25 protein-coding genes are annotated in these 26,194 nt (G+C 69.9%); 7 read left to right on the forward strand and 18 right to left on the reverse strand.

The genetic code is table 11. From position 1 onward, the window contains the following. Positions 1-36 precede the first annotated feature (36 nt). The gene (locus ACO0LU_RS06860) at positions 37-1,059 is read left to right on the forward strand and encodes a TerC family protein (protein WP_424790653.1); all 1,023 of its coding nucleotides are present in this window, start codon (positions 37-39) and stop codon (positions 1,057-1,059) included. A gap of 21 nt (positions 1,060-1,080) precedes the next feature. Here the strand turns inward: ACO0LU_RS06860 and dapD are convergent, their stop codons facing one another. The 17 genes from dapD to ACO0LU_RS06945 form a co-directional block, all read right to left on the reverse strand. Further along, positions 1,081-2,025 (reverse strand): 2,3,4,5-tetrahydropyridine-2,6-dicarboxylate N-succinyltransferase, encoded by a 945-nt coding sequence (gene dapD / locus ACO0LU_RS06865; protein WP_424790654.1) that lies wholly within the window; start codon positions 2,023-2,025, stop codon positions 1,081-1,083. Positions 2,026-2,100: 75 nt separating this feature from the next. After that, positions 2,101-2,379 (reverse strand): HesB/IscA family protein, encoded by a 279-nt coding sequence (locus ACO0LU_RS06870; protein WP_424790655.1) that lies wholly within the window; start codon positions 2,377-2,379, stop codon positions 2,101-2,103. Positions 2,380-2,563: 184 nt separating this feature from the next. Next, positions 2,564-3,520: an NUDIX domain-containing protein gene (locus tag ACO0LU_RS06875; protein ID WP_424790656.1), complete on the reverse strand. Its 957-nt coding sequence runs from the start codon at positions 3,518-3,520 to the stop codon at positions 2,564-2,566. 16 nt (positions 3,521-3,536) lie between these two features. Next, positions 3,537-5,336, reverse strand: coding sequence for an acetyl/propionyl/methylcrotonyl-CoA carboxylase subunit alpha (locus tag ACO0LU_RS06880; RefSeq protein WP_424790756.1), 1,800 nt, complete (start codon positions 5,334-5,336; stop codon positions 3,537-3,539). A 290-nt stretch (positions 5,337-5,626) separates the two neighbouring features. Beyond that, entirely contained in the window at positions 5,627-6,292 is a 666-nt protein-coding gene (locus ACO0LU_RS06885) for a Maf family protein (RefSeq protein ID WP_424790657.1), read from the reverse strand. Positions 6,293-6,345: 53 nt separating this feature from the next. After that, positions 6,346-7,503, reverse strand: coding sequence for a 1-acyl-sn-glycerol-3-phosphate acyltransferase (locus tag ACO0LU_RS06890; RefSeq protein ID WP_424790658.1), 1,158 nt, complete (start codon positions 7,501-7,503; stop codon positions 6,346-6,348). Beyond that, on the reverse strand, positions 7,503-8,393 hold the full coding sequence (locus ACO0LU_RS06895) for a patatin-like phospholipase family protein (RefSeq protein WP_424790659.1): 891 nt from the start codon (positions 8,391-8,393) through the stop codon (positions 7,503-7,505). The genes ACO0LU_RS06890 and ACO0LU_RS06895 overlap by 1 nt, the downstream gene beginning before the upstream one ends. 4 nt (positions 8,394-8,397) lie before the next feature. Then, positions 8,398-9,012, reverse strand: coding sequence for a hypothetical protein (locus ACO0LU_RS06900; protein ID WP_424790660.1), 615 nt, complete (start codon positions 9,010-9,012; stop codon positions 8,398-8,400). 7 nt (positions 9,013-9,019) lie between these two features. Then, the gene (locus tag ACO0LU_RS06905; RefSeq protein WP_424790661.1) at positions 9,020-9,961 is read right to left on the reverse strand and encodes a carbohydrate ABC transporter permease; all 942 of its coding nucleotides are present in this window, start codon (positions 9,959-9,961) and stop codon (positions 9,020-9,022) included. Beyond that, entirely contained in the window at positions 9,954-10,895 is a 942-nt protein-coding gene (locus ACO0LU_RS06910) for a carbohydrate ABC transporter permease (protein WP_424790662.1), read from the reverse strand. Before ACO0LU_RS06910 ends, ACO0LU_RS06905 begins: the two co-directional genes overlap by 8 nt. Before the next feature lie 4 nt (positions 10,896-10,899). Then, entirely contained in the window at positions 10,900-12,192 is a 1,293-nt protein-coding gene (locus ACO0LU_RS06915) for an extracellular solute-binding protein (protein WP_424790663.1), read from the reverse strand. Continuing rightward, positions 12,189-13,115, reverse strand: a complete 927-nt coding sequence (locus tag ACO0LU_RS06920; protein ID WP_424790664.1) for a sugar phosphate isomerase/epimerase family protein — start codon at positions 13,113-13,115, stop codon at positions 12,189-12,191. Before ACO0LU_RS06920 ends, ACO0LU_RS06915 begins: the two co-directional genes overlap by 4 nt. After that, a complete protein-coding gene (locus ACO0LU_RS06925) occupies positions 13,112-14,161 on the reverse strand; it encodes a hydroxyacid dehydrogenase (RefSeq protein WP_424790665.1) in 1,050 nt (349 codons plus the stop codon). The genes ACO0LU_RS06920 and ACO0LU_RS06925 overlap by 4 nt, the downstream gene beginning before the upstream one ends. Continuing rightward, positions 14,158-16,113, reverse strand: coding sequence for a DUF2264 domain-containing protein (locus tag ACO0LU_RS06930; protein ID WP_424790666.1), 1,956 nt, complete (start codon positions 16,111-16,113; stop codon positions 14,158-14,160). The genes ACO0LU_RS06925 and ACO0LU_RS06930 overlap by 4 nt, the downstream gene beginning before the upstream one ends. Before the next feature lie 169 nt (positions 16,114-16,282). Then, positions 16,283-17,332, reverse strand: coding sequence for a LacI family DNA-binding transcriptional regulator (locus ACO0LU_RS06935; protein WP_424790667.1), 1,050 nt, complete (start codon positions 17,330-17,332; stop codon positions 16,283-16,285). 156 nt (positions 17,333-17,488) lie between these two features. After that, on the reverse strand, positions 17,489-17,761 hold the full coding sequence (locus tag ACO0LU_RS06940; RefSeq protein WP_424790668.1) for an acyl-CoA carboxylase subunit epsilon: 273 nt from the start codon (positions 17,759-17,761) through the stop codon (positions 17,489-17,491). Continuing rightward, positions 17,758-19,308: an acyl-CoA carboxylase subunit beta gene (locus ACO0LU_RS06945; RefSeq protein ID WP_424790757.1), complete on the reverse strand. Its 1,551-nt coding sequence runs from the start codon at positions 19,306-19,308 to the stop codon at positions 17,758-17,760. The genes ACO0LU_RS06940 and ACO0LU_RS06945 overlap by 4 nt, the downstream gene beginning before the upstream one ends. Before the next feature lie 222 nt (positions 19,309-19,530). On the opposite strand from ACO0LU_RS06945, the gene ACO0LU_RS06950 reads away from it, so the two are divergent. The 4 genes from ACO0LU_RS06950 (at position 19,531) to ACO0LU_RS06965 (ending at position 23,740) form a co-directional block, all read left to right on the forward strand. Continuing rightward, positions 19,531-20,454, forward strand: coding sequence for a biotin--[acetyl-CoA-carboxylase] ligase (locus ACO0LU_RS06950; RefSeq protein WP_424790669.1), 924 nt, complete (start codon positions 19,531-19,533; stop codon positions 20,452-20,454). Between the two features lie 44 nt (positions 20,455-20,498). Then, positions 20,499-21,563 carry an adenylate/guanylate cyclase domain-containing protein gene (locus tag ACO0LU_RS06955; RefSeq protein WP_424790670.1) on the forward strand — a complete coding sequence of 355 codons (1,065 nt, stop codon included), beginning with the start codon at positions 20,499-20,501 and terminating at the stop codon, positions 21,561-21,563. Between the two features lie 164 nt (positions 21,564-21,727). Continuing rightward, positions 21,728-22,411 carry a response regulator transcription factor gene (locus ACO0LU_RS06960; RefSeq protein ID WP_424788175.1) on the forward strand — a complete coding sequence of 228 codons (684 nt, stop codon included), beginning with the start codon at positions 21,728-21,730 and terminating at the stop codon, positions 22,409-22,411. A 51-nt stretch (positions 22,412-22,462) separates the two neighbouring features. Further along, complete coding sequence (locus ACO0LU_RS06965) at positions 22,463-23,740, forward strand: ATP-binding protein (protein WP_424790671.1); 1,278 nt, start codon at positions 22,463-22,465, stop codon at positions 23,738-23,740. 52 nt (positions 23,741-23,792) lie between these two features. Here ACO0LU_RS06965 and ACO0LU_RS06970 read toward each other — a convergent pair whose 3' ends face one another. After that, positions 23,793-24,320 (reverse strand): GtrA family protein, encoded by a 528-nt coding sequence (locus ACO0LU_RS06970; protein WP_424790672.1) that lies wholly within the window; start codon positions 24,318-24,320, stop codon positions 23,793-23,795. A gap of 33 nt (positions 24,321-24,353) precedes the next feature. On the opposite strand from ACO0LU_RS06970, the gene ACO0LU_RS06975 reads away from it, so the two are divergent. Beyond that, positions 24,354-25,472, forward strand: a complete 1,119-nt coding sequence (locus ACO0LU_RS06975) for a 5-(carboxyamino)imidazole ribonucleotide synthase (protein WP_424790673.1) — start codon at positions 24,354-24,356, stop codon at positions 25,470-25,472. 80 nt (positions 25,473-25,552) lie between these two features. Beyond that, positions 25,553-26,134, forward strand: coding sequence for a 5-(carboxyamino)imidazole ribonucleotide mutase (gene purE, locus ACO0LU_RS06980; protein WP_424790758.1), 582 nt, complete (start codon positions 25,553-25,555; stop codon positions 26,132-26,134). Positions 26,135-26,194: the final 60 nt, after the last annotated feature.

Genomic DNA, 26,194 nt, shown 5'->3' on the forward strand with positions numbered 1-26,194 from the left:
GCAGGATGCGGCGGTCGCGGAAGGGGAAAGACGCCGATGAGCGGCTCACAGGTGCTGGCCATCTTCGGGGTGGTGGTGATCGTCCTGCTGGCGATCGACCTGTTCGTGGTGCATCGGCGCGAGACCACCGTGACGGTGCGCTCGGCCGCGATCTGGTCGGTGGTCTGGATCGGCGCCGCGGTGGTCTTCGGCTTCGCGGTGTTCCCCTTCTACGGCGACGATGGGTCGGTAGGGGACTACTTCGGCGTCTTCGTGGTGGAGAAGTCGCTCTCGGTGGACAACGTCTTCCTGTGGCTGGTGGTCTTCGCTTCCCTCGGGGTGCCCAAGAACGCTCAACGACGGGTGCTGCTCTTCGGGGTGCTGGGGGCTCTGGTCCTGCGCTTCGGGGTGGTCAACGCCGGTGTGGTGATCATGGAGAGTTTCACCTGGGTGCTGTGGGTCGCCGGGGCGTTCCTGCTCTACGCCGGGTACAAGATGTGGCGGGAGCGCCACGAGCCGGTCGGCGGGCACCACGCAGGCGGTGCTGAGGCCGAGCAGACCGACTCGGCCCTCACCCGGTTGATCCGACGGGTTCTGCCCACCACCGAGGGCTTCCGCGGTGATCGCTTCGTTGTCCGTGAGGACGGCCGGTTGCGTGCCACACCATTGCTGCTGGCCCTGATCCTGGTCGAACTCAGTGACATCGTGATGGCACTGGACGCCCTGCCGGCGACGCTGGCGATCAGTACCGACGTGGTGGTGGTCATGTGCGCCACCGGGTTCGCCCTGCTCGGCCTACGAGCCCTGTTCTTCCTGTTGTCCGGTATCGCCGAGCGGTTGCGCTACCTGAAGATCGCGGTGGCGCTCATCCTGGTCTACATCGGCGCCACGCTCATCATCGAGAACGTCGTGGAGGCCTACCACGCCTCCACCGCACAGAGCCTGGCGGTGATCGGGGTGGTGCTGGCCGCCGCGGTGTTGGCGAGCGTGCGCGCGCAACGCGCCGAGGACCGGTCCACCGGTGCCGATGACGACGGCGGTCCGGCGGATGACGGCGTCCTGACCACGCGTCGGAGTTGAGCCAACGGTCCCCAGGCAGATCTACGGGGCGTGCAGGGCTGCGTTCAGGGCGGCTCCGGAACCGGTGCGTGGGAGCACCTGGACCTGCCCGGTGGTGGAGTCGCGGCGGAACAGCAGGGAGTCCATACCGGAGAGTTCACCGGCCTTGACCACCCTGCCCTCCACGCTGACCTTGGTGCCGGCGGTCACGTACAGGCCTGCCTCCACCACACAGTCATCCCCGAGGGAGATCCCGATACCGGCGTTTGCACCGAGCAGGCAGCGCTCACCGACCGTGATCCGTTCGGTGCCACCACCGGAAAGGGTGCCCATGATCGAGGCGCCCCCGCCGATGTCGGTCCCGTCGCCGACCACGACGCCCTGGGAGATGCGACCCTCGACCATGCTGGCGCCCAGGGTGCCGGCGTTGAAGTTCACGAATCCCTCGTGCATCACGGTGGTGCCCTCGGCCAGGTAGGCACCGAGCCGGACCCGGTCGGCGTTGGCGATGCGCACCCCGCTGGGGACCACGTAGTCGGTCATCCGGGGAAACTTGTCCACGCCGTACACCTGCAGTTGCAACCCCGGGTGGGCCGCGCGCAGCGACAGCCGCGTCCGTTCGAAGTCCTGGGCCGCGAACGGGCCGGCCGAGGTCCAGGCCACGTTCGGGAGCACGCCGAAGATGCCCTCGAGATTGATCGAGTTGGGGGTGACGAGCCGGTGGGAGAGGAGGTGCAGACGCAGGTAGGCGTCCTCGGTGCTGCGGGGGGCTTCGTCCAGGTCGATCATCACGGTGCGGACCTGGTGGTGGGCGGCGCGGTCCGGGTCGGCGCCGGCCAGTGCGGCCAGATCGGCCGGGACCCCGTAGGGGCCGGCATCACCAGGGCTGGGTTCACCGAGGGCCGGGTCGGGGAACCACACGTCCAGCGTGCTCCCACCTGCGGTGACGGTGGCCAGTCCGGTTCCCCATGCGCGGCGCGTACTCATGGGCCAAGCCTACGCGCGCACCGCCCGCGGGTCCGCACCGGGATGGCACGGTCGCGGGCGGTGGCGCGGGGGTGGTCAGGTCTGCTGACGCAGGGTGAAGCCGGTACCCTCCTCGGTCTGGCCGGCATCCAGTTCCTGCCCGTCGAGCATCTGGGTGGCCTCCTCGGATGTGAACACACGGGCACCTTCGGCCTCGAGCACCTCATCACCGGACTGCGGCTCGGGGGCCAGTTCCAAGTGGAGCTGGCTGCCCTCCTCGGTCACCGCGATGCGCACACCGCCGGTCTCGGGCAGGTCGGCCTCGGCAGTGATCGCCTTGATCGCGGACTGGGCGTTCTCAGTCAGGGTAAGCACGGGGAATCCTTCCTTCGGCAGTGACGCTGCACGGAACGCGTGCTCCGCGTCAGCGCCTCGGGCCCTTCCACCGTTACGGTTTCCTGGCCAGGATGCAACCCCGGCGGCGCGGAGGCCTGGAGGAATGCCGCGGTGTGAGCGGACCGAGTGGTAGCCACGCTTCCCTCGCGCCGGGGTATTGCGGTCAGGTCTCCAGCGCGTCCAGTAGTTGCCACAACCGGCCCGGCCCGAGCACCTGTGCGCCGGCACCGCTCACTCGCTCACGCAGAGCACGATCGGCGGTCACCACGCTGACGTGCACATCCAACTCGGCGGCGCGGCTGCTGTCACTGCGGTCGCCGGCGTCGTCCTGCCCGTCGTCCTGCCCGCTGCCGGCGCGAACGGTACTGAACCCACCACCGAGGGCACGACGCACCGTGCGCACGATCTCCTCATCACCCTCGCCGTGGGCGCGCACGGTATGCACCGGAGCCACGTCGTCGGCGGCGCGGGCCGCTCCCTCGGTGACCAGCACCATCGCGGGCCACCAGGTGTGCCCGGGCAGACCGAGTGCGTCGGCCGCGACGCCGTGACCGGCCAGGGCCGCGAGCCGGCTCGCCAGGCGGGTCGTGGCACCGGCCCGGTCCTTCCACCAACCGTCGGGCCGGGCACCCACCACGTTGGCCGCATCGACCACGAGCACCGCCCGGGTCCTCAGCATCCTCCGCAGCAGCGGCCACGCCTCGGCGAAGGCACCCAGCAGAGGCAACGCGGTGACCCGGTCCACCGGGTACCACCGCACCTGCACACTCTCGGCATCGGTGGCCCGGACCTGCATTCCGCCTGGGACGTGGGCCAGCACGGTGGTGTAACTCCAGTCCGGGTGAGCCAGTTCATGGCTGGCGTGGGGGAGCACCGGGTCCTGGACCCCTGCTTCCTCCCCGGCCTCGCGCACCGCGGCCTGCACGGCACTCTCGCCCGCGTTGCGGGCACCGCCGGGGATGCCCCAGGTGCCGCCGTGGTGGGACCACGGGGCACGGTGCTGCAGGACCACCTGGCCCCCGCCGTCGGCCAACAGCAGCCCGGCTGCGCCGTAGCGTCCCCAGTGCCGCTGCCCGCACCCGCAGGAGACCCAGCCGTCGCCGTCCTGCGAACTGCGCATGGGTGGCCGCAGGGGGTCAGGACCCGGCGCCGGAGTCACTCACGTCGATCTGGCACAGCACGGTGCCGGCGCTGACGGTCTGCCCGACCTTGGCGGTGAGGTGCTGCACCGTGCCGGACCGGTGGGCGCTGAGTGGCTGCTCCATCTTCATCGCCTCCAGCACCACGACCAGGTCACCCTCGGCGACCTGCTGACCCTCCTCCACGGCGATCTTGACGATCGTGCCCTGCATCGGAGAGGCCAGGCCGTTGCCGGAGGCATTTCCTCCGGCGCGTGCAGCACCCCTTCGGGAGGGGCGGCGCGGGCCCTTGGTCCGCGCGGCGCCGCGGCGGCTCAGCCCGGCCGGGAGGACCACCTCCAGGCGTTTGCCGCCGACCTCCACCACGACCCGCTCGGTCTCCTCCTCCCCGGACGGGGAGCCGGCCGGAACCGTCGCCGGCTCCGAGTCGGGAGCGGGCCGGCTCAGGCGGCCGGCGAAGTCCGTCTCGATCCAGGTGGTGTGGACCGCGAAACGGTCCGGCTCGGTGGCGGTGAAGTCGGGTTCGTCCAGTACGGCGGTGAAGAACGGGAGCACCGTGGGGATGCCGGTGATCTCGGTCTCGGCCAGGGCGCGGCGGGCGCGCTGCAACGCCTGGGTCCGGTCCGCTCCGGTGATGATGACCTTGGCCAGCATCGAGTCGAACGCGCCGGAGATGGTGTCACCGGCCACCACGCCGGAGTCCACCCGGACCCCGGGACCGGCCGGCCAGTGCAGGGTGGCGAGGGTTCCGGGCGCGGGCATGAAGGAGCCGTAGGGGTCCTCGCCGTTCATGCGGAACTCGATCGAGTGCCCGCGGGTGGCCACCTCGGTGTAGCCCAGTGGCTCACCGGCGGCGATACGCAACTGCTCGCGCACCAGGTCCACGCCGGTGATCTCCTCGGTGACGCAGTGTTCCACCTGCAGGCGGGTGTTGACCTCCAGGAAGGAGATCGTGCCGTCGGTGCCGATCAGGAACTCACAGGTGCCCGCGCCGACATAGCCGGCCTCGGTCAGGATCGCCTCGGAGGCGGTGCGCAACTGTGCCTCCTGCTCGTCGGTGAGGAACGGGGCCGGGGCCTCCTCGACCAGCTTCTGGTGGCGGCGCTGCAGTGTGCAATCCCGGGTGGACAGCACCACCACGGTGCCGTGGGCATCGGCGAGGCACTGGGTCTCCACGTGCCGGGGGCGATCCAGGAACCGCTCCACGAAGCACTCCCCACGCCCGAACGCCGCGGTTGCCTCGCGCACGGCGGAGTCGAACTGCTCACCGATCTCCTCGGTGCTTCGGGCCACCCGCAGGCCGCGGCCACCACCCCCGAAAGCAGCCTTGATCGCCACCGGCAACCCGTGCTCGGCGGCGAAGGCATGCACCTGCCCGGCATCGGCGACCGGATCGGGGGTACCGGCCACCAGGGGCGCCCCGGTCCTCTGCGCGATCTGGCGGGCCGAGACCTTGTCCCCGAGCGCCTCGATCGCCTGCGGGGGCGGCCCGATCCAGGTCAGTCCCGCCTCGATCACGGCGCGGGCGAACTCGGCGTTCTCGGACAGGAACCCGTACCCGGGGTGAACCGCGTCGGCGCCGCTGCGCCGGGCCACGTCCAGCACCTTGCCCATGTCCAGGTAGGTCTCCTGTGCCCGCGAACCCGCCAGCGCGTAGGCCTCATCGACCAGCTTCACGTGCAGCGCGTCCCGGTCGGGATCGGCGTAGATCCCCACCGAGGTCAGCGATGCGTCCCGGCAGGCCCGGGCCACCCGGACTGCGATCTCCCCGCGGTTGGCGATCAACACTTTGCGCAGCGGTGCGGGAGTGACCTGCGGCGGGACGGACGTCGTCATTCAGTCTCCTTGTGTTCACAGGTCATGCGGGCCGGCGAAGGTCCACGGTAGTACTCCCGTGCCCCTGGTTGAGACCTTGGCCGCCGCGCGGCTGACAACTTCGTAGCGGAGGGCAAGGGCGCACCGTGATGCTTGTGTGAAGTCTACAAACTCTCGCGCTCACCACCCAGCCAACGTCATGTTGGGTAGTTCGATACGTACAACTCCTCGGCTGGTCGGCGTGTGCACCGCCTGGCCGGTACCCGGTGCACTCAGGCGCCGGGTGCCTCGGCCCAGAGGTCGATCCAGCGCCGCCCCACCTGCGTCAGCAGATCACGCAGGGCGTACAGGCTCAGGCCGACCACGGTCTGGTGGTCGCCGTCGATATGGCGCACGAATGCCCCACCCAGGCCGTCGATGGTGAAGGCCCCGGCCACCCGGAGCGGTTCACCGCTGCGCAGATAGGCCTCCAGTTCATCGTCGGTGATGTCGGCGAAGGTCACGGCGGTCGAGGTCACGGTCCCGGCGGCCCGGCTCTCCTCGTCGGAACCGGCGCCGGCGCCGGGGCCGGTGCCGGTCCGGATCAGCCAGTGCCCGGTGCGCAGCACGCCGGTGCGACCGCGCATCTGCCGCCACCGCTCTCGCGCGGTCTCGACGGTGCCGGGCTTTCCGAGTGCGCGACCGTCCATCTCCAGCAGGGAGTCACATCCGAGCACCAGTTCGGCATCGGTGATGACGCCTGCGACCTGTTCGGCCTTGGCCCGAGCCAGCATGGCCACGGACTCGGCGGTCGTGAGTTCCTCGCCGCGTTCGTTCCGGGCCTGGTGCAGCAGGGCGTCCTCGTCCAGGTCGGCGACGTGGATGCGCGGGTCGACGCCGGCGGCCCGGAGCAAGGATGCGCGGGCGGGAGAGGCCGAGGCGAGCAGCAATGTGGTCACCCCAGGAGCGTAATCACCGGGTACCGCGGCGCGCGCCACCGACCCAGGATTGCCTAGGAATCGCGCGCTTGCTCGCACCGTTCCGGCCGCCCCGACCCCGGTCGCCGGGACCGCTTGCGGGGCCGTGCGGGGCGCGAGCGGCGCCGCTGGCGCGGTGGGCCCAGATCGCGGGGCCGGTGCTCCTGCACCCAGGCGTCGATCGTCTCGAACCAGGTGTACAACCAGTCCTGCCTGGCTTCCTCACCGGCGGGGATCTGCTCGGCCGGCACGTGCCAGCCCCGTTTGATGATCTCCTTGTCCATCGGTAACTCCCGGTAGAGATCACCCACGCTGACCATCCGGTCCAGACCGGTGTGGGCGATGAACACCACGTCGGCGTCGGGGGCGGCCTGCATCGCCGCAAGCATCCCGCCCGGGTAGGGGGCCAGTACGTGCTGCATCGCTTCGGCCCGCCGAGCCATCTGCTCCAGGCCCATCGAGCGCAGCCGGGCGATGCGGCGTTCGCGACGCTGGGGGGAGAAGTTGCCCCCTTCGGGAAAGATCACGAAGGCGTCGTCGTGATCCAGTCCGCGAGCCAGATCCGCGATCTGGGCGCGCAGCACCGATTCGCGCGGACGTCCGTCGGGGGTGAAGGGGGCTGGGGCGATGAACCGGTTCGGCAGCCGGTTCAACATCACATCGATCGCCGGGTCCCATTGGAGCGTCTCCTTGAGCACGATCCGTGGGTCCCTGGACACCGTGTTCATCAGGGTGTGGATGAGCACCAGGGAGTCCCCGGGTCCGGCGTGCCGGGAGGCCACGATCAATGGCCGGCCCGGGGCCAGCTGCCGGCCGAAGGAGTCTGAATCCGGAGTATCCCCGTGCAGGGTGATCCGCAGGCGCAGGACCCAGCGGGCCTGCCGGAACAGCGCGCGGAGGAAACGTGCGGCGACCACGTAGTGGGCACGCTGGAACGCTGGGGTACGGATCTTCCAGCCGAATCCCGAACCCAGCCACAGGCCGAGCATCGTGATCAGGGCGGCGGAGTTCCAGGTCAGGTAGAACAGGGTCAGCCACAGCACCCGGGGAAGGCGGAAGTACCCGGGTACCAGGGAGGTCAGCGCCAGTGCCACCAGCACCAGCACCGGCAACGTGGCCAGCACTCCGATGGTGACCAGCACCACGGCCGGGGCGATCACGAGGCGGCGGACCCACCGAGGTGGCACGGGCATCACAAGGCCCGTAGGTACTGGCGGGTGGCGGCGTAGGCGCGTTCGATCCGGCGCCGGGTCCTGGTCATGTCGCGGTAGGCGTTGAGTTTCTCATCGCCCTCGATCGCCCCGCCGCTGGGCAGCATGTGCAGGACGACGTCCTCCGGGAGCAGGCGCATGTCCCTGGAGAAGCGGTGCCGCCGGGCGATCTCGAAGGCCACCCGGAAGGTCTCCAGGGGGTTCTCGGGGGAACTCAGTTCCTCTTCCACCCGGCCCACCTGCAATACGTAGATGGTGCGCGCACCGGCCTGCACGGCCGCCTCGATCGGGATAGAGTTGACGATCCCACCGTCGATGAAGTGTTCGCCGTCAATATTGGTCGGGGGGAGCAGGCCCGGCACCGAGGCCGAGGCCAGCACCGCGGGGATCACCGGACCGGAGGTGAACCAGTGCTCGGCGGCGCGTTCGACATTGGCGGCCACCACCCGGAACGGCACCGCGAGGTCCTCGAAGGTGACGTCGGTGCCGAGGGCCTCCTCCAGAAGTTCCCGCAGCGGGTCGGGGGAGTTCAGGTGGGTGCCACTACTGGCCAGGCGCCGCAACTGCCGCCGCCACCCGTCTCCGTACACGGCGCGGGCCTGGGGGGAGGTCCAGGCCTTGATCAGGCGGTCGACGACGGCGAGGCTGGGGTCGGCGGCGACGATCGCCCCGTTGATGGCCCCGATCGAGGACCCGACCACCAGGTCCGGGGTGATGCCGGCCTCCAGCAGTGCCTCGAGCATCCCGACCTCGACGGCCCCACGCACGCCCCCACCACCAAGGACGTAGGCGACCGGGCCGTGCCCATCGGCCCGCTGCGGGCGCTTCGCCCGCGGCACCTCCGCGTCCGGGGCCGGGCCGTCGTCCTTCACGCGGTCAGTCTAGGGACACCGTGTTCGCGAATCGATCGAGTCTCGGCGAGGCTGCAACGCCCCGGCCCCAGACGGTGCTGAGTGCCCAGGCCGGCACGCTCAGCCCGCACGCCACCGTCAGCGGGGCCAGCGCCCACACCGGTGTGGTGGCGATCACCACCGGAACCGTCAGCAGGGCACGGAACGGGTGCGCCAGGGCCAGGCGGACCATCTCATCGACCACCCGGCCCCGGGGAGCATGCAAGGGCACGGTGGCCGCGGCCCGGATGTAACAACCCAGCAACGCCCCCGCCACCCAGTACACCGGCACCAGCAATCCGGCGAAGAAGACCCGGGTGGGCGCCTCGAACACCCCGACCATCAACGCCACGGTGGCGATACCGGAGATCACGTAGACCCAGAAGCACGCCGTCGCCGGCAGGTCGCGCCACCAGGTGTGCCGTAGTTGCCGCAGTACCGTGACCCCGCCCTCATCAGCATAGGTATTCAGTGACGAGGTGACTCGCTGGTTGCCGGCGAATGCCGGCACGGCGCCACCCAGGGTCAGCACGCCCAGCAGGCCGGCCCAGTTCGCGGCGATGAACGCCGAGGGCTTGCGCAGGAACTCGATCAGTCGCATCCGTGCCTCACTTGATCCCGGTGGCGACCATGCCGTTGACGAAACTGCGCTGGAAGATCGCGAACAGGATGATCATCGGTACCGCCGCCATGGTGGTTCCGGCCATCAGCAGGTTGAACTCGGTGCCGGCCTCCTGGCGGAATACGGACAATCCCACCTGGATCACCCGCATCTCGGTGCTGGTGGTCACGATCAGCGGCCACAGGAAGTTGTTCCAGCCCTGTTCGAAGGACAGCAGAGCCACGGTGAGCATGCCCGGCTTGATCAGTGGGGCCATGATGCGTGCGTAGATGCGGAACTCATTGGCCCCGTCGATGCGGGCCGCCTCCATCAACTCGGTGGGGGTGGAGACGAAGAACTGCCGGAACAGGAAGATGTTGAACGGGGAGACCAGCGCCGGTACCAGCAGCGCCGGCCAGGAGTCGATCCAGCCGATCCCGCCCTGCCCGAACAAGTCGTTCCCGCCGGCCAGCGGCATGTGCCGCACCATCAGGAACTCCGGGATCACGATTGCGTAGAACGGGATCATCATGGAGGCCAGGATGAACACGAACACCGGTGTGGAGCCCCGGAACCGCATCTTCGCCAGCGCGTACCCGCACATCGACCCGAGCAGCAGGTTGGAGAAGGTGTGCACCAGGGCGATGGTGAAACTGTTCCTGGCGTAGATCAGGAACGGGGCGCGTTCCAGAGCGGTCCGGAAGTTCTCCCACTGCCATTCGTTCGGCCACATCGGCATCGGCGTGGAGAACAACTCCTGAGTGCTGCGCACCGCGGTCAGGAACATCCATAGGAACGGCGCGGCCATCACGAACGAGATGACGAGCAGCAGGATCCCCAGCAGGACACGCCTGCTTCGTCTGCGACTCCGCGCTGATCGGGGCGCCTTGGTGACCGTCCGGACCTCGGGGATCCCGGGCACCGCGGGGTCTTTGACGACGTCAGTCATCGTGTCCTCCGGTCAGTTTGCGGGAGAGCACGGTCAGGACCACCAGGACCGCCAGCAGCACCATCGACTGTGCCGAGGCGAGCCCCATCCGGAACTGCTGGAACGCCGTCTCATAGATTTCCCAGGTGATGACCGTGGTGGCGTTCGCCGGACCGCCCTGGGTGAGCACGAAGATGAGGTCGAAGGTCTGGAAGTTGCCCACGATAGAGGTGACCAGGATGAAGAACGTGGCCGGCTTGACCATCGGCATCGTGATCCGGAAGAACTTCTGGGTCGAGGTGGCGCCATCGATCTCGGCGGCCTCATAGAGTTGCTGATCGATTCCCTGCAGGTAGGCCAGGTAGATCATCATCTTCAGGCCCAGGCCCTGCCAGATCGTCACCAGGATGATCGAGCCCAGCGCCTGGTCCGGTGAGATCAGGAACTGCTGGTTGGGGATGCCGAGTAGCGCTCCGACCCGGTTCAGCAGCCCGTTGTCACCGGGGGAATAGATCCACAGCCAGATCATCGCGATCGCCACCGTGGCGGTCACGTGGGGCAGGAAGACGGCAGTGCGATAGACCGCGCTGCCGCGCAGGCCCTGGTTGAGCATCACCGCCAGCACCAGCGCGATCAGCATCGAGATCGGGATACCGACGATGGCGATGACCAGGTTGTGCCACAGGGCGCGCCAGAACATGGCGTCGTTCCACAGCGTCACGTAGTTGGCCACCCCGGCCCACGTCGGTGGGTTGAGGATGTCGTAGTGGGTCAGGCTCAACGTGCCCGCGACAAGGATCGGTAACCCTGTCCAGATCGCGATGTGCGCCGTAGCCGGCAGTGCGAACACCCAGGCCCACCGGGCTTGTCGTTGTGCGAGCGTGCGCCGCCGGCCACCACCTGTGGGGCCGCCGGCGGTCCGCCGCTGCGCACGCGAGGCGGTCAATAGTGTCATGGGTTCAGATCCTGGTGATGGCGTCCTCGGCGACCGCGGCCAGGGCGTCCACCGCCTCGGCAGCAGTCTTCTGCCCCACGATCGCGGCCTCGATCTCACCGGAGACGGCGCCGCGGACCTCCATCCATGCGGGGCTGCCACCCTCGAATGCGGTGGCGTACTGGAAGTTGTCGGTGGTGTAGGTCAGCAGCCGGTTCTCGGCCAGCGCCGATTCGTCCAGGTCGTCTCGGGACGGCACCTTGCCGACCTCTTCGACCGCGGTGAGCAGGTGATCGGGCTCGAGCAGGTGATGGATCAGGTCATGGATCGTGTCTTCATGCTCCGTGCGAGCCGAGACGGTCAACAGCGTGCCTCCCTGGAACATTACCGGGTCGCCGCCACCGGAGGAGGGCAGCAGCATCATGCCCATGTTCTCCTCGGTGACCAGGTCCGGGGTCTCCTGGACCAGCGTCGGCCAGGAGGAGGAGTTCAGAATGTCCATCGCGGCGCGATGCTGCTGCCAGGGCCGGGGCTGGCCCTCGGCTGCCTGGACCTCGAAACTGGCGGTGCCGTCCTCGATCAGGCCGAGCATGAACTCCAGGGCGGCCACTCCGGTGCCGTCGGTGAAGGCCACCTCGGTGCCGTCGGCGTTGAACATGTCCCCCCCGTAGGCACCGATCAGGTGCGCCCAGATCTGCCGCAGGTTCTGGGAGTACAGATCGATCGCGACGCCACCGTCGGGAACGATTTCCTTGAGCATCTCCCGGAAGTCCTCCAGGCTGGTCGGCAGGTTGTTCTCATCAATGCCGGCGTCGGCGAACATATCGCGGTGGTAGGTCAGGATCCGCCCGTCCACGAAGTAGGGAATGCCGTACAGGGTTCCGTCGTGCCGCCCGATGCCGACCAGGTTCTCGTCGATCCCCTTGCCGTCCAGGATCGACTCGGGCACCTCGCCCAGCACGCCGCGTTCAGCGAAGGGTTCCACCCACCCCGCCCCGACCATGATCAGGTCGGCGACCACACCGCCGGCCACCGCGGCGGACAAGCTCTCGTTCAACCGGTCCCAGTCGGTGTAGTCCACGGCGAAGTTGTAGTCACCGAAGGCGGAGAGGATCTCCCCTTCGAGGGCGGCCTGGCCGGAGGTGCCGGCGAACTCGGGGGTGAGGATGGTCAGCCGGTCCCCACCGCCACCACCGCCACCGTTGCCGCCGCTGCCACCTGTGGCGCCGCCGTTGCCGTTGCCGCAAGCTGCCAGGAGCACCGCTCCGGTCAGGCTGAGCCCGGAGGCGGTGATGAAGTCTCGCCGTCGAAGCGTCATCGCTTCCATCCTTTCGTTGTGCTGACGGGGTCAGCGGGTTTGACGGACCGGGTTCGGACCGTTTGGGTGGGAGTGGGTGTGGACTCGGCCAGGGCCGCGGATGCCGCAGCCAGCGCCTGCGCCAGGGTCGGGACGTCGGGGTACCAGTGCCGTTCCCATTCCAGGGACACCGGCCCGGTGTAGCCGCCATCGGTGAGCAGGTCCAGGAACGGAGCCAGCGGGATCGCGCCCGATCCCTGCAGCACGGGGGTCTTGTCGGCCCGGGAGGGCACGTCCTTGATCTGCACGTAGCCGCGGCCGTCGATCAGGTATGGCAACAGCGCCCGGGCGGTGGTGGTCAGGTCCTCCCCGACCCGCCACGGGTGCAGCACGTCCCAGATCGCCCCGACCGTGTGGTCCCCGACGGTCTCGGAGAGACGCTGCAGCAGCGCAGCGATGTCCTGGCCGCGGGGGTGGGAGTCGTGGGTCTCCAGCACGATGCGAACCCCGGTGGCCTCGGCCGCGTCCAGGCAGGCGGCCAACCGGCGGACGACGGCGGAGGCCGCCTCCTCCGCATCGTGCAGTGCCGGCAACTCGTCCGTGGCGGCCGTGGCGGTCGGCGCCCCGGGGAACAGGCGCACGAAGCGTGCGCCCAGGTCCGCCGCCAGGTTCAGGTGCGCGGTCAGGGACTCGGTGACCGTTTCGTCCTCACCGGCCTGGGCTATCCGCACCCGGCTGGCCACGGCAAGGATCTGCACCCCGGCGTCGGTGAAGAGGCGCCGGACCTGGGCGCGCTCGGTTCCCGTCAGCCCCACGTGCACCGGGGCGTCGGGGGCGGTCCGTAGTTCCACCAGGGAAGCACCGTGCTCGGGCAGCATCCGTGCCAGCGTGGGCAGGTCTTCGTGGATCGCGCCCAGGGTCGAGGCGGCGAACGGCCAGATCATGCCATCACCTCCAGTTCGGTGGCGGTGACGGCGCTGCGCAGGGGCTGCCCGGTGGCGTAGCGCTGGAGTTCATCGAGCACGTTCCGGCTCATCCGCAAGGTCTCGTTGCCCTGGGAGCCGGCGATGTGCGGGGTGAGCATCACGTTCGGCAGGTCGTACAACACCGAGCCCGGCGGCAGCGGTTCGGGGTCGGTGACGTCCAGGATGGCGTTCAGCCTTCCCGAGGCGCACTCGGTCTCCAGGGCTGCGGTGTCCACCAGCGAACCGCGGGCGGTGTTGATCAACGTGGCGTGGTCAGCCATCTGGGCCAGTTCGGCCGCCCCGATCATGTGCCGGGTACTGGGCAGGGCGGGCGCGTGCACCGAGACGGTGCTGGCCTGGCGCAGTACCTCGCCCAGGGCGGCCGGGCGGGCACCGGCGGCCCGGATCTCTTCCGGATCGACCAGGGGGTCATAGACCAACGTCGAAACCTCCAGGGTGCGCAGCCGTTGCACCACGCGTCGTCCGATCTTGGAGAAGCCGATGATCCCGACCGTGGTGTCCAGGTTCGTCATCGGGCCGAACGTCTTGCGGTAGTCGGTCCAGGCGGCCCGGCCGGTGCGGGCGGCGGTAGCGATGAACGGGGCCTTCTTACCGGCCATGATGATCGCGGCCAAGGTGAACTCGGCCACCGGGATGGCGTTCTCATCGGCGCAGTTGCTCACCTGGATGCCCCGGCGCCACACCTCGGGCGTGACCAGGGCGCGCACCGTCCCGGCGGCATGCAGCACCACGGACAGGTTCGGCGCGTGGTCGAGGATCTCGGCGTCCAGAGGAGGACACCCCCAGGACGTGATGAGCACCTCGACCTCGGCCAGGCGGGCGTGTGCCTCGGCGGTGTCCAGCCGGGTCAGGTGGACCGGTTCGTCTACCTGGGCCAGGGTGTGCAGGCGATCGTGCTCGGCCGGCCCGAATTGCTCACGGAAGGCGCGGGGCAACATCACCAGCACGGCCTTGGGTCGGTGCGCCCCGGTACCACTGGGGTGCGCCGGTGTGAGGGCGCTCATCGGTCCCTCTGCCCGGCCGGGTTGGCCGATGCCGGCATCGGTGGGGTGAGGGCGGGGGCGGGTAGCACGTTGGTGCGGGTGGATCCGGGGTCGGTCGGACCCAGGTCGGCGCTGCTCCCGGGCTCGGCGAGCACCAGATCCGCCAACTGATCTCGCACCGGCGCCGGGAGGTGTTCGGCCAGTTCGGTGATCGTGGGGGCCTGCGCCCACCCGGCGGGCACACCGTTGTGGGTGCTGCCCAGGACGAGCGAGCGCAGGGTGGCGCTGCCCGGTTCATGCCGGGCGGTCAGGGTGGGGATCACCGTGCGCGGGTACAGCAGGTTGGTGTTCGGTGCGGCCACGACCACCTCGCCGCCCCGGCGCCCATCCAGGTCCAGCAGCCCGCTGAAGCCGGCCGGGTAGTGGGCGTGGACCGCGCCGGTGGTCTGCAGGTGCTCACCCTGCGGGGCCGAGCGGACATCGCCGGTGCGGTCCAGGGCCCACCCACCCTCGGCGGTGATCAGGGCACGAGCGGTGCGGATGTGGTGGACGCGCACCTGCCAGGGCAGGTGCGCCCACAGCCAGGTCTGCACGGTGACGTCGGGCCAGGGCTGCCACCGGGTCCAGAGCACATCGCCCAGGAACTCCACCTCCTGCGGCACCCGACGGGTGCGCCAGTGCACCCCGTCCTCGCTCAGGGCGAGGGTGGAGTCGGCGGCGAACTCCCGCAGCCCGGTGCCGCCGGCGGGCACCGAGAAGGAGAAGGCCGTGGAGTAGGCCATCTTGGCGTACTTGGCGCCGCCGTGGCGGAACTGTTCGCCGTCCTGCCCGGCGGCCAGGGCGAACACATGCCCACCGGCCCGGTCATCGCACAGCACCAGGCGGGCCTGCTCCTGGCGGCGCACCGGCTCGCGCACGTGCTGTTGGGGGGCGGTGGCCCAGAACGGGTGCTCGGCGGAAAGGGCCAGGGGCAGGTAGGCCTTCATTGCCCAGTAGGGCGAGCCGGGGGAGTTGTAGGCCTCGGCCATGTTCAGGTTCGGGTAGCCGTACCCGATGCTCATCACCCCGGTGCCGTCGGCGATCTGCTGACCGGACCACCAGCGCATGTTGGAGGTGAACAGCGCGTTTATCTCACCCCAGGGCAGTGCCTCGACGTCGGCGAAGGCCAGCGCGCCCCAGAACCCCGCCTGTGCGAAGCGATAGGTGAGGCTGCGTCCATAGGGCAACCCCGCGCCGTCGTCGTCGAACCAATGGGCGATGTCGGTGGCGATCTGCCCGGCCCGGTCGATGAAGCGCTGGGCGCGGGCGGCATCGCGGTCGGCGGCCAGGCGGGCGTAGATGAGGCCGTAGAAGTGGAAGGCGAAGGGGACGTAGTAGTCGCACCGGCCCGAGGGCCCGTCGGCGTACCACCCTCCGTCCAGGTAGAAGGACTCCAACCGGTCCAGCGCCGCGGCGCTCGCAGCCGGGTCGGCCTGGGCGGCGCCCACCGCGCCCAGCCCTTCGTTGACCAGGACCCGGAAGAACAACCAGTTGTTGTCGTTGCACTCCACCTCGTTGATCCGCCCGAGCCAGGTAGCCAGGTCGGCCTTGGCCTTGCTGGTCAGGGGATCCCAGAGTTGTTCCGGTGCGAGCGCCAGGGAGACGCCGATCGCGGCCATCTCCACCAGCCGTTGGTCCCGTCCGGACGCCGGTCCCCAGTACTCCGGGTGGCTCGGGTCGGTGCCGTGGGTCAAGCCGGCCAGCAGGGGGTCGATGTCCACGTGCCCGCCGCCGGCCAGCAGTGGCGCCAGGCCCCACAGCGGACGGGTGAAGCCCTCCAGTTGGGCGGCGGTGTTGTCGAAGTGGGCGCCGGTGAAGCCCAGTTGTGCCCGGGCGCTGCCGGGGCTGAGCCGCTGGGCCACGGGTGCCCACCAGGTCTGCACCTGATCGGACAGCTCCTGACGGGTCAGGGGCGCTGGTGTGGTGGTGAGCACGGAACTCCTCGGCGTCGAGGTTTGGACAGGATGATGACTGGATGCGACAGCGCGTCATCAGCAATGGAACAGGTTTCATCGAGTATGGGTGCCGCCGTGCATTTCGTCAAGCGATCCGGAGCGCCAATTCACCAAGCCGGTCCGGGGCCGAATCGGACGGGCGAGCCGGTCAGTTCAGCGCGACCCGGCGCACCGAGTCGCGGACCACCACGTGGGTGCCGATCTCCAGGCGCTGCTCGGCCTGGTCGTCGCGGTACATCGCCATCCGCGCCGCGGCGCGACCCATCTCCAGTTGCGGCACATGCAGGCTCGTCAGCGCGGGGTAGAGGTCGCGGGCCAGCAGCGTGTCGTCGAAGCCCATCAGGGACAACTCCTCCGGCATCGAGCGGCCCTCGGCGCGCGCGGCGGCGATGATACCGGCGGCCTGTTCATCGTTGGCGGCGAAGATGGCGGTGGCATCGGTCTCGGTGAGGAACTTGCGGCCGTAGTAGATGCCCGCCTCCCGGTCCATCTTGGCCGTGGCGATCAACGACTCGTCGAACTCCACGCCGAAGTCGTCCAGCGCGCGCCGGTAGCCGCGGGCACGCAGCATGCCGGTGGCGAACCGGTTCGGCCCACCCAGGTGGGCGATGCGGCGATGGCCGTTGGACAGCAGGTAGGTGGTGGCGGCATAACCAGCGGCCTCGGCGTCATAGTTGACCACCGAGACCGGAGCATCCGGCGGGCCCTGCCACGGCCGGCCGCACAGCACCAGGCGCGAACCGCCGCGGGCCAGGGCGTGGGCCCGGTTGGCGAGGGCGGCCCGGTGCTCGGCGCGCTCCTCGATGCCACCGATCAGGATGACGGCCTCCACCCCACGCTGGAGCATCATGTCCACCAACTGCAGTTCCTGCTCGGGGTGGCCGGCGGTGGTGCTCAGCAGCACCCCGAGGCCGCCGGTGCGCGCCTGCTCCTCGATGCCGGAACCGATCGCCATGTAGTACTGCGAGCGCATGTGCGGGATCCCTACCGCGATGGTGCCGGTCAGGGTGGTCAGCGCCCGGGTGGTGGAGGTGCGGTAGTCCAGGTCCTGAACGGCACGCATCACCTTCTCGTGGGTGGCCTGGGGGGCCTGGTAGGCACCGTTGAGGATGCGGGAGACGGTGGCCACCGAGACGCCCGCATGGGCAGCGATGTCCCGGACGGTGGGGCGCTTCGTCGCGCTCTTGCCTTCGGACACTCGTCTTCCCCTAACGCATCTCGTCGCTTAACATGTTTCACGAATGTTACTCGACGGTGCGCGCTTCCGAGGTGATTCGCCGGTGGTTTTGGTCCTGCGCGGGGGTGGTGACGCGAACGACGGGGTGGTCGAGACCGTGATCCCGGGTGGGAAGTTTCAGTACTGGGCGTGGGCGCTCCAGCGCCACGCGGCCCGCGCAGCACGCGGTGGGAGCCCGAGGCGATGGCCGTGGTTGGTCCACAGCGACGTGCGGGAGCCGTCGTCGATCTCGTCGTGGCCTCCGGCGCGGGTGGCCACGATGCCGGCCACCAACGCGGCGAGTTCATCCTCATCGGGAGCCCCCCGCAGCACCCGCACCACGTCGTCGGGCACTTCCCCGATCGCGGCGTACTGACCGTTGACCCCGTTGCCGTTCCTCGCCTGGTTCATAGTGGAATGTTCCCGTGCTTCTTGGTGGGCAGGGTGGCGCGCTTGGTGCGCAGGGCGCGCAGCCCCCGCACGATCTGCAGGCGTGTCTGTGCCGGTTCGATCACCGCATCGACGTAGCCGCGCTCGGCCGCGTCCCATGGGTTCACGATCGCCTCGGTGTACTCATCCACCAGCCGGCTCCGTTCGGCCTCGACGTCACCGCCGTCCTCGGCCACCTTCTTCAGCGCCCCGCGCTGCAGGATGTTCACCGCACCGGAGGCGCCCATCACCGCGATCTGCGCGGTGGGCCAGGCCAGGTTGATGTCGGCGCCGAGTTGCTTGGAGCCCATCACGATGTAGGCCCCGCCGTAGGCCTTGCGGGTGATCACGGTGATCAGCGGCACGGTGGCCTCGGCGTAGGCGTAGATGAGTTTGGCCCCGCGGCGGATGATGCCGTTCCACTCCTGGTCGGTGCCGGGCAGGAACCCGGGTACGTCCACGAATGTCAGCACCGGGATGTTGAAGGCGTCGCAGGTGCGCACGAACCGGGCGGCCTTCTCCGCGGCGTCGATGTCCAGGGTGCCGGCCATCGACTGCGGCTGGTTGGCCACGATGCCCACCGGGTGGCCCTCCACGTGCCCGAATCCCACGATCACGTTGCGGGCGAACAGCGGCTGGGTCTCCAGGAACTCGGCCTCATCCAGTACCGACTCGATCACCGCGTGCATGTCGTAGGGCTGGTTGTCCGAGTCCGGGACCAGGGTATTCAGTTCCTCATCGGCCTGGGTGACCTCGAGCTCGGCCTCGACCGGGAAGGTCTCGGGGTCGCTGAGGTTGTTGCTGGGCAGGTAGTGCAGCAGCGCCTTGACGAAGTCGAAGGCGTCCTCCTCATCGGCGGCCAGGTAGTGAGCCACCCCGGAGCGCTCGTTGTGGGTCTGGGCGCCGCCGAGTTCCTCGAATCCGACGTCCTCCCCGGTCACCGCACGAATCACGTCCGGGCCGGTGATGAACATGTTCGAGGTCTGGTCGGCCATCACGATGAAGTCGGTCAGGGCCGGGGAGTAGACCGCGCCGCCGGCGCTGGGACCCAGGATCAGCGAGATCTGCGGGATCACCCCGGAGGCGGCCACGTTGCGGCGGAAGATCTCGGCGAACTGGGTCAGCGCCGCCACACCCTCCTGGATGCGGGCGCCACCACCGTCGGAGATCCCGATCAGCGGCACCCCGGTGCGCAGCGCCAGGTCCATCACCTTGGTGATCTTCTCCCCGTGCACCTCGCCCAGGGACCCGCCGAACACGGTGAAGTCCTGGGCGTAGATGCACACCTGCCGGTCATCGATGGTGCCGTAGCCGGCCACCACACCGTCGCCGGGGATGCGCCGCTTGTCGAGCCCGAAGTTGTGGGACCGGTGGGTGGCAAAGGCGTCCAGTTCCACGAAGCTGCCCTCATCGAGCAGTTCGGCGATGCGTTCCCGGGCCGACTTCTTCCCGCGCTTGCCCTGCTTCTCCACCGCTGCGGCAGCCAGGGCCTGCGGCCCTTCGGCATTGCGCTGGCGCAACTGCTCGATCTTGCCGGCTGTGGTGCTGATGTCGATCTCCTCGGAGGTGGTCACAGATCGCAAGCGTACTTGTCAACACCCACCAACTCTCATAAGGACATGGTGATCGGTACCACGTCCTTGTTGTAGAACCTCTACAAAGCCGCCGCCGCTCCCTCCGAACTCCCTCCGAGCTAGGCCGGCGCCGATCATGCCCTGGTCGGCGCGAGCCGGTGCTGCCAGGCTGGGTACATGGCACCCGAGCGAGCCGAACCGGCCCCCGACCCGCCCGCGCCGATCACCCGGCTGCGGGTGCTGGAGCGCACCGGGTCCACCAACACCGACCTGGCCCGACTCGCTATCGCCGACCCGCCGGCCTGGCCGCACCTGTCGGTGCTGATGGCCCGGGAGCAGACCGCCGGCAAGGGCCGCGCGGGGCGCACCTGGAACTCCTCGGGGCTGCGGGCCCTGACCTTCTCGGTGCTGGTGCGCCCGCGCGCCGGGCGCGCCCAGTGGGGATGGATCCCGCTGCTGGCCGGGCTGGCCACGGTCCGCGCGCTCCGCTCCCGCGCCGGGAAGCAGCCCGGCGCCGCCGAACGCATTGCCGTGAAGTGGCCCAACGACGTCGTCGATGTGCTCGGCGGGCAGCACGCCGAGCCCGGCTGGGGGCGGATGCGCAAACTCGGCGGGGTGCTCACCGAGGTGCTGGCCGACGACGGCGGTGCGGTCGTGGGGATCGGGCTGAACCTGGTCGGCACACACCTTCCGGTGCCGTGGGCGGGCACGCTGGCCGGTGCGGGCGTGTTTCCGGGTGAGCCGGAACAGGACCCGGATACAGGAGCGGGCCCTGGCGGGCCGGGCCGCTCCGCCCGTCAGCACGGCGACGAACGGGACGCCGACGCCGCCGAGGCCGCCGATGATGTGCTGCACGCGATCGTCGCGGAGTTCGCCCCGCTACTGACCGCCCTGGAGCAGGGACAGGACGTGCGCGCACCGGTGGAGCAGGTGTGCGTGAGCATCGGGGCCGATGTCCGGGTGGAACTGCCCGACGGCTCGGCGCTGGAGGGCACGGTGGCCCGCCTTGCCTCCGACGGGGCGATGATCATGCGCACCGCCGAGGGCGAGCACACCATCCGCGCCGGGGACGTTCAGCACCTGCGTTCATCGGCGCGGTGAGCAGGCAGCCCATCCGCTGCGCCGGGCCCGGGTAACCTCGAGGTGTGACCCAGGACTCACCAGACGGCTCCACCGGCGCCGGCCGCCCCGGGCCGGGCGAGAGCGTCGTGTCCGGTTCCACCACCGGGCGGCGCATCGAGGCGATGCTCGGCGTGCCCTGCTACACCCTGGCCGAGGTCGCCGAGGCGAGCGGGTTGGACGTCAACATCGTGCGGCGCTACTGGCGCTCCCTGGGCTTTCCCGATCCGGCCCCGGCGGACAAGCACTTCACCGAGACCGATGTGCAGGCGCTGCGGCAACTGGCCGGTCTGGTGGCCGAGCAGGAGATCTCCTTCACCACCGCCCAGAACCTGGTGCGCGCCCAGGGGCACAGTATGGACCGGCTGGTGCTGTGGCAGGTCGAGGCGCTGGTGGAGGATGCCGCCAAGCGTCACGAGTTGGATGACACCTCCGCTCGGTTGCTGGTGCTGGACAAACTCGGTGGCCTGGCACCGGTGCTGGCCGAACAGGCCGAGTACGTCTGGCGCCGCCAGTTGGCCGCGCTGATGTCGCGGATCGACCGGGACCTGTCCCAATCCGACCACGCCGCCTCCTCGGCGCAGCAGTTGCCGCTGGAGCGAGCGATCGGGTTCATCGACATCGTGTCCTACACCACCCGGGCGGCCACGCTCTCGGCCACCCAACTGGCCTCGCTGGTGGGGGAGTTCGAGTCCGCCGCGCGCGATGTGATCGCCCGGTACGGGGGCCGCGTGGTCAAGACGGTCGGCGACGCGGTGCTGTGGGTGGCCGATGACCTGCCCAGCGGCGCGTGGGTGGGCACCGGCCTGCTCGAGGCGATGGCCGCGCGGAACCTGCCCATCCGCGGTTCGCTGGTGTGGGGCCGGGTGTTGTCCCGCTCCGGTGATGTGTTCGGCCCGATCGTGAACCTGGCCTCGAGGCTCGCCGACGTGGCCATCGAGGGTGAACTGCTCATGGACGCTGTCAGCGCGGCGTTGCTGCGTGAGTCCGGGCACGCCGGGGACTTCGAGATCTCGCAGTTGCCCGAGGTGGATGTGCCCGGTCTGGGCTCGGTGAGCCCGGCGCGGCTGGTGCGCCGTCCGGAGGCCTGAGCGCCGCGCAGTCAGCGCCCGCCGGGCCCGTCCGGCGGCTAGTTACCTGGAGCCAGGGGCCCGTTGCCGCGGGTGGCGAGGCCCCTTCGCCATAAACCGATTCAGTCGGATACGCCACAGCGAATAGCTGAGCCGTTGCTCGTGAGTGCGGCTAGCATGACATTGTGACCCGAGTTCTGTTAGCAGAAGATGACCCTGCCATTGCCGAGCCATTGGCGCGCGCGCTGACCCGTGAAGGCTACGACGTGTCCGTGCACGGCACCGGGAAGGGTGCCATCGATGAAGCCGGCAGCGCCGACCTGCTCGTGCTGGACCTCGGACTGCCGGACATGGACGGCCTGGACGTGGCTCGCTGGGTGCGCAGCCAGGGCCTGAGCACCCCGATCCTGGTGCTGACCGCCCGCGCCGACGAGGTGGACCTGGTGGTCGGCCTGGACGCCGGTGCCGACGACTACGTCACCAAGCCGTTCCGGTTGGCCGAGTTGCTCGCCCGTGTCCGGGCGCTGCTGCGCCGGGCCGGTTCCGAGGGCGCTGACGTCGATGAGATCAGCGCCCAGGACGTGCGTGTGGACATCGCCGCTCACCGTGCTTTCCTTGGCGAGCGGGAGTTGTCCCTGACCGCCAAGGAGTTCGAACTCCTGCGTGTGCTGGTCCGCGAGGCCGGCTCGGTGGTCTCCCGGGAGGCGCTGATGCGCGAGGTCTGGGCATCCGACCCCAACGGTTCCACCAAGACCCTGGACATGCACGTGTCCTGGCTGCGGCGCAAGATCGGTGACGATGCCAACTCCCCGCGGTACATCTCCACCGTGCGCGGGATGGGATTCAGATTCGAGACCGGGGAGGACTGACCCCTGCGCCGCCGCGTCCTGATTGCGACGATTGCGGCTGTAACCGTCGCGGTGCTCCTGCTCGGCGTGCCGATGGGGGTCTTCGGTGCCCTGATGGTCAACGAGGCCAGCATGGCCAACCTGGAGTTGCGCACCCAGTCGGTGAGTAGGAGCGTCGAGGCGCGCCTGGCCACCGGCTCCGACATCGACGAGGCGATGCTGGAGCGCTGGGTCGACGACGGCGACATCCCGGTCTGGATGCGGGTCACCTCACCCACCGGCAGGGTGGTCGAGGTCGGCGAACCCATCGAGGGGCGCACCACCTACCGCAACCAGTACACCGCCTCCGGGGCGCACGTGTCCTTGCACATCGCCTCCTCCCGGCTGTTCTGGCAGGGCGCCCAGGTGGTGATCCTGGTGGTGCTGGCCTCGCTCATCGCGGTGGGTACCGCCGCACTGGTGGCCTCATGGCAAGCCAGGCGCCTGGCCGCGCCGCTGGTGTTCCTGGCCGCCAGCGCCGAACAGGTCGGCGCCGGCCAGGCGCGCCCGCAGTTCGAGCCCTCCGGGGTGGAGGAGATCGACCTGGTGGCCGCGGAGTTGAACCGGACCGGGGACCGGATGGCCAGCCGCCTGGTCGCTGAGCGCCAGTTCGCCGCGAACGCCAGCCACCAGCTCCGTACCCCGCTGACGGCGCTGTCGATGCGGCTGGAGGAAATCCAGCTCCTCAGCGGTGATGAGGCGGTGCGCGAAGAGGCGCGGATCTCCCTGGAGCAACTCGAACGCCTGGTCCGGGTGGTCGACGACCTGCTCGCCGCCTCACGCAGCCGCGATGGCGGCACCACCCAGCCCTTGCCGCTCGATGAGGTCTTCGATCAGCAGGAGGATGAGTGGGAGGGCAGCTTCCGCCGCGCCGGCCGGCAGTTGATCTTCGAGAACGATGACGACCTGGCCGTGCTGGTCACCCCCGGTGCCATCGCCCAGGTGCTGTCCACGCTGCTGGAGAACTCCCTGAAGTACGGCGAGGGCACCACCTCGGTGCGGGCCCGGCCCTCCAAGCCGGGAGCGGAGTCCGGTGTGGTGATCGAGGTGGCCGACGAGGGTCCGGGGGTCAGCGACGACCTGGCACCGCGCATCTTCGAACGGCACGTCACCAGCGGCAAGGGCTCGGGGCTGGGACTGAGCCTGGCCCGGGACCTGATCGCTGCCGACGGCGGTCGGTTGGATCTGGCGCAGCGTCGCCCCCCGGTGTTCAACGTCTTCCTCAACGCCGTGCCCAAGCGGTTGGACCCCGAGGAGGTCCTGCCGGCCGGGTCGGTGGTGGTGGTGGGCCGGCGCCGCCGCCGACGCTGAGCCCACCGCGCGAATCGCCGCACGCTGCCCCGCACCGGTCCCTGGCGGGGCGCTATCGCGTCCGCGAGGTGCCGACCGCCGAGCCGGTGAACACCCAGTGCCGGTAGGCCAGGTACCGGAACAAGGTGCCCAGCGCCAGGCCCACCCCGTTCGCGGCGATGTTGTCGGCCAACGCAGTGGTGAACCCGAGCAGGTAGTGGGAGACGGCCAGGCACCCCACCGCGATCCCCATCCCGATCAGGTTGGCGAGAACGAACCTCGCCAGTTCCGTCCCGTGCGCGGCCGCGCCGCCGGTGGAACGCCGGGTGGCGAAGGTCCAGTACCGGTTACCCAGCCACGCCACCAGCACCGCCACCGAGACCGAGGCGACCTTCGCCGTCAGGGGCTGATCGAGCAGCACCTGCCCGGGCCCGAACCGCAGCAGGTTGAACAACCCGACGTCCACCACGAACGCGAGCAGACCCACGGACCCGAACCGCGCCATCTCGGCCACGCGCGCGACGATCTCGCTGCGCGAGCGCCACGTCGACCCGATCCGGCCGGCCGGCCGCACTGGTGCCGGAGCGCTCGCACGGGTCATTGCCCGAGCCTACCCGCCATTAGGATTGCCGCCATGGGACCTGTGGTGGCCGTCGTCGGCGGCGGACAACTCGCACGCATGATGGCCGCACCCGCCGGCGCTCTGGACATCCATCTGCGCGCCCTCGTCGAGGCCGACGACGGCGCAGCCGCCCAGGTGCTGCCCGACGCCCCCGTGGGGGCGGCCGACGACGGGGAAGCCCTCACCCGGATCACCCGCGGTGCGCAGGTGCTCACCTTCGAGCACGAGCACGTGCCGTATGCGCTCCTGGCCGCCTTGGAGGCCGAGGGCGTGGCGGTGCGCCCGGGGTCGCGCGCACTGCGGGCCGCCCAGGACAAGATCCACATGCGCCGCGTACTCACCGAGCTCGGGGTGCCCTGCCCGCGCTGGGCCGAGGTGACGTCGGTGGCCGATCTCGCGGCCTTCGGCGATGAGACCGGCTGGCCGGTGGTGCTGAAGAAGCCGGTGGGAGGGTATGACGGCAAGGGTGTGCGGATCGTGCACAGCGCCCAGGAGGGTGCGGACTGGGCGGCCGAGGGTGCGCTGGCGGAGGAGACGGTGGACTTCCGCTCCGAGTTGGCCGCGCTGCTGGCCCGGCGCCCCTCCGGCCAGGTGCAGGCCTGGACCACGGTGCAGACCACCCAGGTGGGTGGGGTGTGCTCGGAGGTGATCTCCCCGGCCCCGGACCTGGAGGATGACGGCGTGGGCGAAGCCGCACGGATCGCCCGCACCATCGCCGAAGGACTGGACGTGACCGGGGTGCTGGCGGTGGAGATGTTCCACACCCGCGACGGGCGCCTGCTGGTGAACGAGTTGGCGATGCGTCCGCACAACAGCGGGCACGTGAGCATCGACGCCGCCGTCACCTCCCAGTTCGAGCAGCACCTGCGGGCGGTGCTGGACCTGCCGCTGGGCCGGACGGAGCAGTTGGTGCCCTGGGCGGTCATGGTCAACGTGCTCGGTTCCCACCTGGCCGATCCCACCAAGGCCTACCCCGAGCTCATGGAGCGTTACCCCGAGGCGAAGGTGCACCTGTACGGCAAGTCGGTGCGCCCGGGCCGCAAACTGGGGCACGTCACCGTGACCGGGGACGACCTGCCGCACCTGCGCCGGGTTGCCCGTGCCGCTGCCGACCTTTTGGAAGGACGCTGATCATGATCGAACCGACGGCGAACGAGGAGCACCCCCCGGCCGCCGGCACCGCCACCCACGGCGCCGAGGTACCCGGCACGATGACCACCGGCACCGGGCCCGGGGTGTCCGGCGGCGCCGGCCAGGAAGCCCGGCTGCCGCAGGTGGCGGTGGTGATGGGGTCGGACTCGGACTGGCCGGTGATGGGCCAGGCGGTCGAGGCCCTGGCGGAGTTCGGCCTCCGGGCGCACGTGGACGTGGTCTCCGCGCACCGGATGCCCCGTGAGATGGTTGAATTCGGCTCGGGAGCCGCCGCTCGCGGAGTGCGGGTGATCATTGCCGGGGCCGGGGGTGCGGCGCACCTGCCCGGGATGCTCGCCTCCCTCACCCCGCTGCCGGTGATCGGGGTGCCGGTCCCGCTGGCGCACCTGGACGGGATGGACTCGCTGCTATCCATCGTGCAGATGCCCGCAGGGGTGCCGGTGGCGACGGTGTCGGTCGGGGGTGCCCGCAACGCCGGGCTCCTGGCGGTGCGGATGCTGGCCGCCGGGGAGGACGACGCCGCCGCGCAGTTGCGGGAGAAGATGTCCGCCTTCCAGCAGGACCTGCGCGACGGCGCCCGGGCCAAGGGGGAGCGGCTGCGCGCCAAGCGCAACGAGGCTCCGGGGTTGCGCCCCTCCTGACCGCATCTGCGCCCGAGGCGCCCGAGCCCGCCCCATCGGTGGCCTCGGTCACATCGGGTG

Source organism: Pseudactinotalea sp. Z1748 (genome assembly GCF_049725185.1).
Taxonomy (GTDB): Bacteria; Actinomycetota; Actinomycetes; order Actinomycetales; family Beutenbergiaceae; genus CALKWS01.